General features: G+C 65.2%; 14 protein-coding genes. 6 read left to right on the top strand and 8 right to left on the bottom strand.

Translation table 11 applies throughout. The annotated features are described in order from the left end of the window. Window positions 1–19 precede the first annotated feature (19 nt). A complete protein-coding gene (locus C486_RS03680) occupies window positions 20–1,132 on the bottom strand; it encodes an OBG GTPase family GTP-binding protein (protein ID WP_008453178.1) in 1,113 nt (370 codons plus the stop codon). On the opposite strand from C486_RS03680, the gene C486_RS19970 reads away from it, so the two are divergent. Continuing rightward, window positions 1,086–1,715 (top strand): hypothetical protein, encoded by a 630-nt coding sequence (locus tag C486_RS19970; RefSeq protein ID WP_241432461.1) that lies wholly within the window; start codon window positions 1,086–1,088, stop codon window positions 1,713–1,715. The genes C486_RS03680 and C486_RS19970 overlap by 47 nt on opposite strands. Window positions 1,716–2,231: 516 nt before the next feature. Next, on the top strand, window positions 2,232–2,435 hold the full coding sequence (locus C486_RS03665) for a VNG_1110C family protein (protein WP_008453173.1): 204 nt from the start codon (window positions 2,232–2,234) through the stop codon (window positions 2,433–2,435). A gap of 87 nt (window positions 2,436–2,522) precedes the next feature. Here the strand turns inward: C486_RS03665 and C486_RS03660 are convergent, their stop codons facing one another. Then, complete coding sequence (locus tag C486_RS03660; RefSeq protein WP_008453170.1) at window positions 2,523–3,830, bottom strand: tRNA(Ile)(2)-agmatinylcytidine synthase; 1,308 nt, start codon at window positions 3,828–3,830, stop codon at window positions 2,523–2,525. Window positions 3,831–3,999: 169 nt separating this feature from the next. Between C486_RS03660 and C486_RS03655 the strand changes: the two genes are divergently transcribed. Together C486_RS03655 and C486_RS03650 are read left to right on the top strand one after the other, a co-directional pair. Next, window positions 4,000–4,965 carry a transcriptional regulator gene (locus C486_RS03655; protein ID WP_008453166.1) on the top strand — a complete coding sequence of 322 codons (966 nt, stop codon included), beginning with the start codon at window positions 4,000–4,002 and terminating at the stop codon, window positions 4,963–4,965. Between the two features lie 52 nt (window positions 4,966–5,017). After that, window positions 5,018–5,215, top strand: coding sequence for a hypothetical protein (locus C486_RS03650; protein ID WP_008453164.1), 198 nt, complete (start codon window positions 5,018–5,020; stop codon window positions 5,213–5,215). Window positions 5,216–5,286: 71 nt separating this feature from the next. Here C486_RS03650 and C486_RS03645 read toward each other — a convergent pair whose 3' ends face one another. Together C486_RS03645 and C486_RS03640 are read right to left on the bottom strand one after the other, a co-directional pair. Beyond that, complete coding sequence (locus C486_RS03645; RefSeq protein ID WP_008453162.1) at window positions 5,287–5,544, bottom strand: glutathione S-transferase N-terminal domain-containing protein; 258 nt, start codon at window positions 5,542–5,544, stop codon at window positions 5,287–5,289. Window positions 5,545–5,663: 119 nt separating this feature from the next. Beyond that, complete coding sequence (locus C486_RS03640) at window positions 5,664–7,091, bottom strand: NCS2 family permease (RefSeq protein WP_008453160.1); 1,428 nt, start codon at window positions 7,089–7,091, stop codon at window positions 5,664–5,666. 192 nt (window positions 7,092–7,283) lie between these two features. Between C486_RS03640 and C486_RS03635 the strand changes: the two genes are divergently transcribed. Then, window positions 7,284–7,946: a potassium channel family protein gene (locus C486_RS03635; RefSeq protein WP_008453157.1), complete on the top strand. Its 663-nt coding sequence runs from the start codon at window positions 7,284–7,286 to the stop codon at window positions 7,944–7,946. Window positions 7,947–8,247: 301 nt separating this feature from the next. Here the strand turns inward: C486_RS03635 and C486_RS03630 are convergent, their stop codons facing one another. Beyond that, a complete protein-coding gene (locus tag C486_RS03630) occupies window positions 8,248–9,315 on the bottom strand; it encodes a DNA methyltransferase (protein WP_008453155.1) in 1,068 nt (355 codons plus the stop codon). Window positions 9,316–9,479: 164 nt separating this feature from the next. Between C486_RS03630 and C486_RS03625 the strand changes: the two genes are divergently transcribed. Then, entirely contained in the window at window positions 9,480–10,490 is a 1,011-nt protein-coding gene (locus C486_RS03625; protein WP_008453153.1) for a glutathione S-transferase family protein, read from the top strand. Window positions 10,491–10,523: 33 nt separating this feature from the next. Here C486_RS03625 and C486_RS03620 read toward each other — a convergent pair whose 3' ends face one another. From C486_RS03620 to C486_RS03610, 3 genes are all read right to left on the bottom strand, one after another. Next, window positions 10,524–10,838, bottom strand: a complete 315-nt coding sequence (locus C486_RS03620) for a DUF7535 family protein (RefSeq protein ID WP_008453151.1) — start codon at window positions 10,836–10,838, stop codon at window positions 10,524–10,526. A 126-nt stretch (window positions 10,839–10,964) separates the two neighbouring features. Further along, the gene (locus tag C486_RS03615) at window positions 10,965–11,759 is read right to left on the bottom strand and encodes a hypothetical protein (protein WP_008453149.1); all 795 of its coding nucleotides are present in this window, start codon (window positions 11,757–11,759) and stop codon (window positions 10,965–10,967) included. Between the two features lie 115 nt (window positions 11,760–11,874). Next, entirely contained in the window at window positions 11,875–12,648 is a 774-nt protein-coding gene (locus tag C486_RS03610) for an NAD-dependent epimerase/dehydratase family protein (protein ID WP_008453147.1), read from the bottom strand. Between the last annotated feature and the right edge of the window lie 20 nt (window positions 12,649–12,668).

Genomic DNA, 12,668 nt, shown 5'->3' with positions numbered 1-12,668 from the left:
ACGGGGCGACCGTCCGGGACTAGCGTCGCAGAATCAGTTTCAGTACGTCCTCGTCCTCGAGCACGTGGTCCTTGCCGACCTGCTGTTGGTCGTGGGCCGCGCTGGAACCGGTCACGCGGGCGAAGCGGAACCGCTCTTCCATCTCGCCGCCGAGTTTCTCGACGGCCTCGCCGACGGTGGTTCCCTGCTCGACGACGAGCGGCTCCTCCCAGTCGATACCGCGGCCGGGTTTGTCCATGTAGACCCGGATGAGTCCGAGTCGCTCCCAGATACGGTCTTTGAGCACGTCGAGCCCTTTCTCCTCTTCGGCGCTGATGAAGGTGACCGCCTCGGGGTCCAAGTCGCGCTGGCGCAACTGCTCGTCGACCGTTTCCTTGTAGTCGGGATCGATCAAGTCGACCTTGTTGACGCAGGTGATCGAGGGGATGTACTCTCGGTTCTCCATCAGGCCGTCGACCAGCCGATCGATGGAGACGTTCTCCTGGAGATTTAGATCGGCGTTGACGTAGCCGTGCTCGCGGAGGACGTCCTTGATCGTCTTTTCGTCTAAGTCCTGGTCGGTGCTCGAGGTGATCTTGATACCGTCTTTGATTTTCGGGCGGACCGTAACCTGCGGGGGCTCCTGATCGACGCGGATGTTGATGTCGTACAGTTCCTCTCGCAGCCGATCGTACTGCTCGATCTCGAACACCGAGAGCATGAAGATGATGAGGTCGGCGTTGCGGACGACCGCAAGCACCTGCTGGCCGCCGCCTTTGCCCGCCGCCGCGCCCTCGATCAGCCCCGGGACGTCGAGCAGTTGGATGTTCGCGCCACGGTGGTTCAACATCCCCGGGTTGACATCGAGCGTCGTGAACTCGTAGGACCCCGTCTCACTCTCCGCGTTCGTCATCGAGTTCAGCAGCGACGACTTGCCGACGCTCGGGAATCCGACCAGCGCGACGGTCGCGTCGCCGTGTTTCTCGACGGAATAGCCGCCACCGCCGCCCGACCCGGACTGCTGTTTCTCGAGTTTCTCCTTTTTCTCCGCGAGCTTGGACTTCAGCCGGCCGATGTGGGCCTCAGTCGACTTGTTGTAGGGCGTATTGGCTATTTCGTCTTCGATTGCCTCGATTTCATCCTCGAGCCCCATTTGTCAGTATGCAACCGGCCGGGCCGAAAAACCCTTTCGAGACACACGCTGGCGACGCCGCGGTCGGTCGGACCGACCGCCCGTCGGTCACTGCGTTCCGGACCGTCTCGTCACCGGAACGAACGCGCCGGTTCGAGCGGGCGAGGACCTCGTCGTCGAGGCCGCAGTCGAGCCCGAGGGCGATTCCACGTATCACGGGTTCGTCGATGTCGAGGTCAACCTGATCGTCGGCCACGACCCCACGCACGTCGACAGCGAGACGGTCGAGGTGTTTACGGGCCACACCGAAACCGTGTCACTCGAGTTCACGACTGCGACCGTCCGCAACACGCAGACGTTCCCCGCCCGCGTCGAAACGCGCGACGACGCGTCGGTGACTGACGTTACGGTTATCGGAACCGAAGACGGCGGATCGCAAGGGCACCTCGAGGTGACTGGCCTCGAGACGAACGCGCCCGTGACGGGCGGGGAGTGGCTCGAGGTGACGGCGACGCTATCGAACACGGGCGACGGCCCGGGGCCGGTCGTGAGGTCGACCTCGTCGTGGGTCACGATCCGACGACAGTCGACACGCAGTCGGTGACGGTCTACGGAACAGATTGACCCCCACGGCCCGACGAAACGGCGGCCGACCACGCCGTGGTGTGCCGCTGAGTCGTTACGTGCCGTACCTCCCTCTCGTTATCGAGGCATTGGCGGGAAAAGGTATTGTCGGTCAGTTCCTCCCAAACGGAGTCGTGACCGCCGAATGCACCTGCGAGTGCAGTCGGTTCGTCGACGGATTCGATTCGGTGATCGCTCGCGACACGATCCGACGCCGAGTCTCCCCTCGATGGTCCTGGATTTCGTTCGCTGATTCTCGATTGCCCCGGGCGCTCGAGGGAAGACTATATTGTTGTATGCTATCATGGTACATAGCTGGGCTGCATGCGAGCGCCAGTACGGACCACCCGGCAGTGATGACGGCAGCCGTCGAGGTCACTCGATGGTGGGTCACAAAGCGGGCGACTCGTCAGTTTCGGGCCCGACCACTCAGCTCCATTACCGATAGAAACGGGACTTCGACACACATAAACGACCGGCCGGGGATACGGTACCTATGCCGAACGCGTCGCGGCTGCGTGACAGTACCCAGATCGTCCTGCCACGGGAGGCATTCGAGGGGTTCGAGTCGCAGCTCGACGACGAGTTCACCGTCACCGTCGTTCCGGCGGGCGACGACGACTGCCGCATCATCGGCAGTCCCGTCGAAATCAAGGCGGTAAGCGAGTTCCTCGCTCGGCGTGGCGTCACCATTCGGTGATCGCCGCTCGTCGTGGTCCACCGAAGCCGATCGATCCCCCGGCGCCTCTTTCCCCTATTCGAACGCACCTAGCCCCGCGGTTCGGCGTCACCGCTCCGGATGCGTCGGTGCATCGAACCCGCCTCGAACGAGGGGCTTCGCGATGTGGCGTCGCGCACACGGCGGGACCTCGTACCAGCCGTCTTCGAGGTCTCGCTCGAGCGGGTGCTCGGCTCGCTCCGCCGCACTGGTTTCACAGTCTCGGCAGCGATACCCCTGCTTCCGTCCGGCGCTCTCCATCGTTCGCTCGCAGTCGGGGCAGATCGGCGTTACCCGCTCGGTCCGAACGAGGTCGCGGACGGCGATCTTCTCGAGTTTGAGCGTGCCGTCGGCGACCTCGCCGCAGGCGGTGATCCGATCGCCGACGCGGAGCGCTCGCACGCGATCGCGGAACCGCTTCGTCGGCTCGAACGCCGCGCAGGTGAGCCGCTCGGCCGACCTGTCGCCGTCGGCGGCCTCGGCGGCCGGCGGTTCGATATCGACGAACACGTGGCCGCCGCGACGCGTTTCGGGCTCGCTCGCGACTCGCCCCTCGACGCGGTAGGCCCGCCCGTTCTCGACGGTCCCGATCGAACCGTCCCGGAGGTGGACGTCCGTGCCCTGGTTAGTCACGAACAGCCGTCCCCCGGCGACGGGTTCGCTCTCGATTCGGTCGGCGACCGCACGGACTGAATCGGGATCGTCGCCGCGGATGCCGTGCAGGATGGGGCCGGGCGTGTGGGGGACGCAGACGGTCTCGCCCTCGCCGCGGTCGACCGTATCCCACACCGAGGGATACCCCTGCTCGGCCGCGGCGAAGACGCTCTCGTGGGTCACGTCACGGGGTGTTCCCCAGCGGTCGGGCTCGCGATACGAGATGTATTCGTAGGTCCACTCCTCGAGCGCCGTCCAGGAGCCGATCGCGGCCAGCGCCCCGATCCGGCCGCGGCCGTCGCCGGCGTGCCACGACCGATACTCGTGGCGCTCGATCAGGGCCGCGGCGGCGGCCGGCTCGAGGTGGTCGCGGATCGCCGTGCGTGTGAATCGACGCACGTCGGCGGGGATCGCGCCCGCTTCGGGTACGCGGTCGGCCACGACCAGACCGGGGTTCGTTCGGTCGTCGTCAGTTTCGGCGAGCGACTCGAGGCGGTCGCGAGCGATCGCGAACGCGCGGGCGGGATCGCAGTCCGTGTGGATCGCCAGCGCGGCGTTGCCCCGCGTCTTGTACTCGACGGCGGGGTTGAGCCGAACGAGGAGGACTCGAGACACGGACGCGCCGTGCTCCTGACGGAGTCGATCGGCAATCGTCGCGGCGACGTAGGTCGTACACATCCCGCGCTCGCGCGAGTCGGTATCGTCGATCCCGACGACGGTCATCGGCGTCTCTTGGCGGGGGACCGGGGAATCCCTTTCGGGATCTCGTTTCGCCGTCGATCGGCGGAAACTAATATATAAGTATACTCCCATGACGATCACGGAATCGCGACACGGCACCCGGATATCCCGGGGAAAAACCTCTTATAGGAGGAATCGCTTACAACCCCGTATGTCCCGCTCCGCACTAGTCGGTAACGTGACCGCGATGTTAGAGGACGCGGGATTCCTGGTAAGTGATCGGTGTGCGATCCGGCCGAAGAGCTTCGATATCGCCGCTCGGCGCGGCGAGGATCTGATCCTCGTCAAGATCCTCGCAAACATCGACGCGTTCAACGAGGCGACCGGCCACGAGATGCGACGCCTGGGGACCTACCTCAATGCGACGCCGCTGGTCATCGGCCTGCGAAGCCGCGATGAGGACCTGAAACCCGACGTCGTCTACTTCCGACACGGCGTCCCGGTTTTCAGCCCCGACACGGCGTACAACCTCTTCATCGAAGAGGTCCCACCGCTGATCTACGCCGCCCCAGGGGGCCTCTACGTCAACATCGACGGCGATCTGTTGGCCGACGAGCGCGAGGACCGCGACTGGAGCCTCGGCCAACTCGCCAGCGAACTCGGCGTCTCCCGACGGACCGTCTCGAAGTACGAAGACGGGATGAACGCGTCCGTCGAGATCGCGATGGCCCTCGAAGAGATGTTCGACGCGCCACTGACGAGCCCGGTTGATGTCCTCGAGGGAGCCGACGACGTCCACGAGAGCGAGGCGACGCCAGCTGATCCGGAAGCGGACCCGGACGACGAACAGGTCGTCGCCGTCCTCACGCGGGCCGGCTACAGCGTCCACCCGACGGCCCGCTCGCCGTTCACGGCGGTCAGCGAGGACCAAGACGACAGCGAGATCGTGCTGACCGGCCACTCGAAGTTCACGAAGGCCGCGGAGAAACGCGCCCGGATCATGAGTTCGATCGGACAGGTCACGCGGACGCGATCCGTCTACGTCGTCGACCGGGCGAAACAGGAGTCCGTCGACGGCACCGCTCTGGTCGAGCGCGACGAACTCGAGACGTTCCGGAACGCCGACGACCTTCGGGACGTCATCCGGGAGCGCTCCGAGCACGAAGAGGCGGCCTGACAGGGATCCGCGCCGGCCGCATGGACCGATGTCGGCGATTCAGCGAGTACCAATGCAGACGAATTCCGCCGTCGACATCGTCAGCGCACGTCGTGGACTCCTCGTCGGGTTTATGGCTGGACTCGGAGTCGCGTTCAACTACGGCACGACCATCACCACCGCGGCCGATGGAGCGCTGTTCGTCGCCATCGCCGTCGCGATCGGCTATCCCGTTCTCACGCTGTGCAGCCTGTGTAGTGGTCGGTTTTAGTGGGTCCGAGAGCAGTCCTGTCTCGATCCGGACCCGCAGTCCGGCATCCGAACGGCGATCGATTGCAGGAGTTACGCCGCGCCGCTGCCGTAGGTCTCTTCAAGGTACGCGACGATGTCGTCGCTCTCGTGCATGCCTTCGACGCCGTTGGCTTCGTCGGTGATGACCGGCACGCCCGTCTGACCGCTGACGTTCTCGACTTCCGTCCGTTCGTCGTGCGAGCGAGGGACCTCGATGACGTCGTACTCGAGCTCGAGGTCGTCGAGTTTCGAGCGGACCTTCGCGCAGTACGGACAGCCGGGAAGTTCGTACATCGTGATGTCTGCCATGCGAGGGCCTTGCCACGGAAGACGTATCAGGTCACCGGTCGACCGGGTCGTTGCCGGGATCGCGGAGACTGGGCGGGTGGGCCGGCGGCGTCGCCGAAACCGGCACTCGACGGCAGCCGTCAGAACGAGACCATGCCGGCGTCGACGGCGAAGTAGATGACGAAGTAGAGGATGAACGAGAGCGCAAGCGCCCACTGGCCGGTCGAGACGTCGTCGGCTTCGCCCATGGCACCTTTGACGAGCGGATAACTCATGATGCCGGCCGCGAGACCGTTCGAGATCGACGCGGTCATCGGCATGACCGTGATCGTTAGTCCGCCGGCGATCGCCCAGGCGGGATGCTGCCAGTCGATGTCAGTGACGCCCTGAAGCATGATGATACCGACGACGACCAGCGCGAGATAGGAGGCGTACTGCGGGATGGCGCTGATTAGCGGCACGACGAGCAGGGACAGCACAAAGAGGAGACCGACGACGAGGGCAGTGAACCCGGTCCGCCCACCCTCTTCGACGCCGGTCGAGGATTCGATGAACGTGGTCACGGTCGAGGTACCGATCATCGCCCCGACTGTGGTGCCGATCGCGTCCGCCATCAGCGGCTTTTCGATCTCGGGAAGATCGCCTTCCTCGTCGAGGAAGCCGCCGATCTGCGAGACGCCGATGAGGGTCCCGGCCGTGTCGAAGAAGTCGACGAAGAAGAACGTAAAGACGACCAGGACGAAGACGAGCGGGTCCTCGGTAATCATCCCGAGGCCGTCGATGAAGCCGGCGATCAGGGGCCTGAAGTCGTACTGTACGCTCGCGATCATACTCAGGAGCCCCTCCTCGGTGACCTGTTCGTAGCTACCGGGCGGCGTGAGTGTTCCCGGGGCGACGACGTCGGCAGCCGTCAACGCCCACCCGGCGACGGCCGTCGCGACGATCCCGATGACGATCGACCCGCGGATCCCCCGTGCGTGGAGGACGAGCATCAGCGCGAGCCCCGCGACCGAGAGCGCGGCGACGGCGCTCGTCGCGACGTTCCCCAGACTGACGAGCGTCGCCGGGTCGTCGACGACGATCTGCATCTCCTGGAGACCCAAAAAGAGCAGATAGACGCCGATACCGGCCCCCACGGCGAACTTGACCGGTTCGGGGAACAGTTCGATGATGTACCGTCGCGCGCCGATGGCGGTCAGGAAGATGAAGACGACTCCCTCAACGAAGACGGCCGCGAGCGCGACCTGCCACGGGACGCCGAGCCCGAGGACGACTGTGTACGCGAAAAAGGCGTTCAGCCCCATCCCGGGCGCGAGGCCGAACGGCCTGTTCGCCCAGAACGCCATCACGAAGATGGCGACCGCGGAGGAGAGGATCGTCGCGACGGTGATCATCTGTGTGACTTCGCCCGAACTGTAGCCCTCCAGTGTGATCGCCTCGCCGAGAATTGCCGGATTGACGACGATGATGTACGACATCGCCAGGAACGTCGTCACCCCCGCGATCGATTCCGTCTCGAGATCGGTATCGTGTTCGTCGAAACCGAAGAACGCTGCGAGTGCCCCCATATTGGATGTCCGAGCATAACCACACCGATTAGTTAAGCGTTCTTGTCCGCATCGGGGCCATGTATGGCCACAATCGTGTATAGATGAGGGGGCGCGAACCGAACTCGGGTCCGCTCGCGCTCCGATCGTCCGGCGTACAACGAGTGGCGGCCGGACCAACGTATTTCACCCCGGACCGCGTACCACGGTAGCATGAGGTTTGTCATCGTGGGATACGGCCGAGTCGGCTCGCGGACGGCAACGATCCTCGCCGAAGAGGGCCACGAGGTCGTCATCGTCGACAACGACATGGACCGCCTCGAGCGCGCCAGTGGCGACGGACTCGAGACGGTCCGGGGCGACGGTGCCGACGAGACCGTCCTCGTCGACGCCGGTATCGGGAACGCCGACGCGATCGGCACGTTCACGCCCGATCTCAACGTCAACTTCGCGGCCTGTATGGTCGGCACGCACCACGGCTGTCGGACCGTGCTGCGGATCGACGAGGACTACCGCGAGGACATTTACGAGAAGTATGCCGAGGAAGTCGACGAGATCATCTATCCCGAACGGCTCGGGGCTGCCGGCGCGAAGACGGCCCTGCTCGGCGGTGACTTCAACGTCGTGGCCGACCTCGCCGCGAACCTCCAGTTGACGGTCCTCGAGATTCGCGAGGGATCGCCGGCGGTCGGCAAGCGAATGAGCGAACTCGACTTGCCCGAGTCCGCGCGGATCTACGCCCACGGTCGCGCCCGCGAGTCGCTGACGATTCCGCTCCCGGGGACCGAACTCGAGATCGGCGATGAGGTCGCACTCATCATCGAAAGCGATCGCACGGACGACGTTCGGTCGACCCTGTTGCCCGCGAACGCCTGATCGAGCCGAGCAGGCCACTGCGCTCGGTTCGGGTTCGATCGGGCGGCTACCGCTCACCTGCCGCTATCAAAAGGGGGGAGAGGAACGGGAGTAGGCGCGCAGACGGCTGGATGGGGGAGGGGTGGGGAGACCGTCGCGCGCCTATTCCTTTCGTCACGCTGGGGCCCAATAAAACCGCGTCAGACGACCGACAGACGGGAGTCAGACTCAGTCAGGTTCGCCCCGCCTGCCGTGGACATCCGAGCCATCCCTCGGGCGTGACTCGCCGCCCGGCGGCCGGCAGAAACGACTCGGCCGCACTTCAGTTCCCGGCGTCGCTCCCATCCTCGAGACGGAAGACGAGGACATTCTGGTGAACCATCGAGGGGACGAACGAGAAGGGGTAGCCGTAGACGTGGAGGTCCTTCGTCGGATCGTACCAGATCAGGTTCGCCGCGAGCGTGAGCGGGGCGGACGACTCGATCGCCCGCGCGAGGTCCGCCGAGAGGAACTCGTAGGACTGTTCGCGGTACATGTCGCCGATGAAGACGACGACGTGACCGTCCGGCGTGACGGCGTCCGCGAACCGGTCGAACTTGTCGGCCATGTCGGCGAGCCACTCGGCTTTCGATTGCTCGCTGCCGCCTCCATCGTCCGCATCGGTGTCGGCGGTCGCGTCATCAGCCTCGGCACCGTCGAACGATCCCAACTTGCTCTCGCGCGTTTCGCGCTCGTTGCGCGTCTGTTCGAGTTCGTCCATGTGCCAGTACGGAACGTCGGTCAGCAGGAGGTCTACGGAGTCGTCGGGGACATCGTCGAGTAATTCGACACAGTCCCCGTGGCGCATGTCTTGTTCGGCGAGGGGCGGATCGCCGCGAGCGCGACGCTCGTCGTTTTCCGCCGCGAGAACCTCCCGGTAGAGATCGACCCAGCGTTCGGTCCGTTCGAATCCGATTGCGTCCCGCAGGCCGGTCCCCTCGTGTTCGCAGACACTCGCACCGAGCAGGGTGCCGCCGACGCCCGCGAAGGGGTCGAGAACCGTGTCGCCGGCCTTGCTGAACCGGCCGATCAGGTCCGCACAGAGCCGCGGCGGTTTCTGGCCGCCGTGTTCGCTGCGCCGCTCGTGCTGGACGGCGGGTGGGTACCCCTCCGTGATCACGGACTTCGTGGCGTATTTCCACTCCTTGCCCGTGAGATCGTTCACTCGATTGCGCTCGTCGTAGATTCCCCGACCCTCGACGTAGCGCTGGTTGTCGGCCAGGTCGTCGGTATCGATCACCTCGCCGTCTTCGACCGGCAGGGATTCCTCCCGTGCACGGTCGGCGTCGAACGCGCCGTCGTCGTCCGTGAACAGGCGGCTCTGGCGGTGTCGATCCCCGTCGTCTGCCATACCTCGAGTGCTCACGGGAGTCTGTTAAACGCTTCTGCTCCGAACGGCCTGGTCGGCCGTCGATAGGACCGATCGGTTCAGTTGGACGACCGCGAGTCGCCGTGAGATCCAGGTGACACGAGTGTTAGCGAGAGCCTTTAGTCGTCCGTCCCGCCCGTTCGTGTATGAACATGCTCGTCGACGGCGAATGGCGGACCGATACCTACGAGTCGACCGACGACGGCGGCTCGTTCGAACGTCAGGAAACGACGTTCCGGGACGAAATCCGAGACGACCCCGACGCCCGATACCAACCGGAGGCAGGACGATACCACCTCTACGCTTCCTATGCCTGTCCGTGGGCACACCGGACGCTCGTGACGCGGGCGCTGAAAGGACTCGAGGACGCGATCTCCGTCTCGATCGTCGATCCGTACCGCGATGCGGACGGCTGGCAGTTCACGCCCGACAAGGAGGGCTGTACGCGCGATCACCGCCACGACGCCGAGTTCCTCCGCGAGTTGTACGTGCGAGCGGACCCGGACGCGACCTGTCGCGTAACGGTGCCGGTCCTCTGGGACAAGAAGACGGAGACCATCGTCAACAACGAGTCCGCAGAGATCATGCGGATGCTCGACACTGAGTTCGACGACATCGCGTCCCGAGACGTCGATTTCTATCCCGAGGGATACCGCGACGAGGTCGACCGGATCATCGACGAGATCTACGAGCCGATCAACAACGGCGTCTATCGGGCCGGATTCGCCACGGAGCAGGGGCCCTACGACGAGGCGATCGCCGACCTCTTTTCGGCGCTCGACCACTGGGACGAGGTGCTCGCGGACCGGCGCTATCTCGCCGGCGATCGGCTAACCGAAGCGGATATCGCGATGTTCACGACGCTCGTGCGCTTCGATAGCGTCTACCATACACACTTCATGTGTAACGTCCAGTACGTTCGTGAGTACGATAACCTCTGGCCGTATCTACGGGATCTGTATCAGACTCCCGGCGTCGCCGAGACGGTGAACATGGTCCACATCAAAGAACACTACTACACGACCCATCCCGACGTGAACCCACATCGGATCGTCGCTCGCGGCCCCGACCTGGACTTCGAGGCTCCCCACGACCGCGACGACCGTCCGGGCGGGCCGCCGTCCGACCTCGTCGCGGCGGCGAATACCGACGACTAGCCCGACGGGACACTCGAGCGGGAACCTACCGGGTTAGGACTCCGCGGCCGTTCGGTCGCCCTCGGCGTCTGCAGCATCGTCGTCCGCGGGGTCGGAGTTGTCTTCGACCTCCGGTTCGGCGGAGTCGTGACGGCTGGAGCCGGTGCGTCCGGACTCGCGACGCCAGGTTTCGAAGCTGTGCTCGAACTGTTCCTCCGAGACGAACACTTTCCAGAGAATCCAGACGGGAACGAGAACGGGGATCAACGGAATGAGAACGACCACGAGCACTGCGGCCATGATATAGCCGAACAGTGACATCTGGGTGTTCGGCCCGTAGCCCGTCGACTCGGACACCTTGACTGACATGTGATCGGCTACGAACGTGTCGGTATTCCGTCTTTCGATCCCCTCGAGCGGCCGCGGTACCGCTGCCGGCGGTCTGACGACCTGTCATTTCGGCGGTGAGTCGGTCGAGTGACGACGCGACGCTCCCTACAGGTCGTACGCCGTTTCGATCGCGAACGTCTCCTCGGGTTCCGGGACCCCGAATTCGGACTGGTGATCGACCGCGGCGGACCGGTCGATCTCCCGGACGCCGTATTTGTACTCCGGCCCGCGCCGCACGAGTGGCTCCCCGAACACCGCGAGCGTCGGCCCGTACGCCGACGCCAGCGTCTCGAGCGTCTCCCGATCGACGACGACCCACTTGAACGACCCGCTCCCTTCGTCGAGGAGGAGCATGCGGATATCGACCGCGGCGAGAACGGTGTCGTTCAGTGCCGTCCCGAGGGCTCGGCACAGCCGACTCGGATGCGCGCCGTCGGTCGGCGGGTATCGAAACGCGGCCGTCGCGACGGGGTCGTTCGCATCGTCGACCACGACCAGCCGGAACGCCCGGGGATGATCGGGATGCGCGGGTTCGATCCACTCGTCGCTCCCGACGCTCCGAAACTCGAACCCGTACCCGAACTCGGCCAGCGCTCTGTCGAGCGGGACCTCGAGGGTGCGTTTGTGGTGGTAGGTGTTGTCCACGATCACGCCGCGGCCGCTCTCGCTCAGGACGGCCTGTACCGTCCCGGTTTTCGCGCGTTCGGGGTCGCCACCGGTACCGAGCCCCCGTACGACGGCCCCGTCGACGGCGACCGCTTTCGTCGCGTCGCGTATCGAATCGGGGGCCTCGATCGCGCCGCCGACGATCGCCTCGTCGGAGAGGCCGAATTGGCGAAGGACGTCGACGACATCCGCCGCGGCGGTGATCGCGTCGTCCGATGGTGATTCGCGGGCCATGCATCCCGTATGCGGCCGCGATACTATATTCGTTCTGTTGTGTTGATATACTGTCGTCGCGGGCGGACCGCGGACGAGGTGGAGTCGCGGCCGCCTCGTCCGCTTCCGGGTCGGTTCATCCGTCGTTCAGAACCGCCTCGGCGTCGTCTCGTGGCCGGTAGCCGAGGTCGCGCATCGTCTCGGACAGCGAGAGGAACCGGTCGGAGTTGGCGGAGATCCCGTGTGCGGTCAGGGGCGACCCGCCAAGGGTCGCCGTCACGGCCGCGTTGAGCAGCCGTCGGCAGTCGTCGGGACTCAACCACATCGCGCGGGCGTAGCGCTCGCCCGCGCCGTCCCGTTCGCGACACTCCCGCCGGAGGTCGTCCCGTGTGAGCAGCCAGCCGATCCGCAGGTTCACCACCTCGAGGCCGTGGCGCTTCGCGTAGTACGATCCCATGGCCTCGCCGAAGGCCTTAGTGACGCCGTAGTACGTGTCGGGATCCGCCGGATCGTCGGGTCGGACGATGGCCGGACGGCCCACCGTCGACTCCGGCCGGATTCCCGAGACGGCGTTTCGCATGTTGACCGCATGGTTCGAACTCGCGAAGACTACCCGCTGGAGGTCGTGCTCGATCGCCGCCTCGAACGCGTTGTAGACGCCGTCGACGTTCGGCCCTCGCACCTCGTCCCACTCGGCTCGCGGCGACGGGTTCGCCGCGAGGTGGAGCAACACGTCCTGGCCCTCGAGCGCGTCGACGAACGCCTCGCGCTCGGTGATCTCAAGAAGTTCCGTCTCGAGGTCCGCAGTCTCGTGGTGGGAAAGGAGCGTGAGGTCGTGGTCGTCGGGAAACGCGTCGATGGCTTGCCGGCCGACCTTGCCCGCCGCGCCGGTGATCGCGATGGCAGTCATACGGGACGGTCGGTCACCAC

The organism is Natrinema gari JCM 14663, from assembly GCF_000337175.1.
Classification (GTDB): domain Archaea; phylum Halobacteriota; class Halobacteria; order Halobacteriales; family Natrialbaceae; genus Natrinema; species Natrinema gari.
This window is presented reverse-complemented; position numbering and strand designations above follow the sequence as displayed.

What these genes read in the sequence shown, in the direction of transcription:
- C486_RS03655 (WP_008453166.1), top strand. Translation starts at nt 4,000, where the DNA reads ATGTCCCGCTCCGCACTAGTCGGTAACGTGACCGCGATGTTAGAGGAC.
- C486_RS03635 (WP_008453157.1), top strand. Translation starts at nt 7,284, where the DNA reads ATGAGGTTTGTCATCGTGGGATACGGCCGAGTCGGCTCGCGGACGGCA.
- C486_RS03650 (WP_008453164.1), top strand. Translation starts at nt 5,018, where the DNA reads ATGCAGACGAATTCCGCCGTCGACATCGTCAGCGCACGTCGTGGACTC.
- C486_RS03615 (WP_008453149.1), bottom strand. Translation starts at nt 11,759, where the DNA reads ATGGCCCGCGAATCACCATCGGACGACGCGATCACCGCCGCGGCGGAT.
- C486_RS03645 (WP_008453162.1), bottom strand. Translation starts at nt 5,544, where the DNA reads ATGGCAGACATCACGATGTACGAACTTCCCGGCTGTCCGTACTGCGCG.
- C486_RS03630 (WP_008453155.1), bottom strand. Translation starts at nt 9,315, where the DNA reads ATGGCAGACGACGGGGATCGACACCGCCAGAGCCGCCTGTTCACGGAC.
- C486_RS03620 (WP_008453151.1), bottom strand. Translation starts at nt 10,838, where the DNA reads ATGTCAGTCAAGGTGTCCGAGTCGACGGGCTACGGGCCGAACACCCAG.
- C486_RS03640 (WP_008453160.1), bottom strand. Translation starts at nt 7,091, where the DNA reads ATGGGGGCACTCGCAGCGTTCTTCGGTTTCGACGAACACGATACCGAT.
- C486_RS03680 (WP_008453178.1), bottom strand. Translation starts at nt 1,132, where the DNA reads ATGGGGCTCGAGGATGAAATCGAGGCAATCGAAGACGAAATAGCCAAT.
- C486_RS03610 (WP_008453147.1), bottom strand. Translation starts at nt 12,648, where the DNA reads ATGACTGCCATCGCGATCACCGGCGCGGCGGGCAAGGTCGGCCGGCAA.
- C486_RS03660 (WP_008453170.1), bottom strand. Translation starts at nt 3,830, where the DNA reads ATGACCGTCGTCGGGATCGACGATACCGACTCGCGCGAGCGCGGGATG.
- C486_RS03625 (WP_008453153.1), top strand. Translation starts at nt 9,480, where the DNA reads ATGAACATGCTCGTCGACGGCGAATGGCGGACCGATACCTACGAGTCG.
- C486_RS03665 (WP_008453173.1), top strand. Translation starts at nt 2,232, where the DNA reads ATGCCGAACGCGTCGCGGCTGCGTGACAGTACCCAGATCGTCCTGCCA.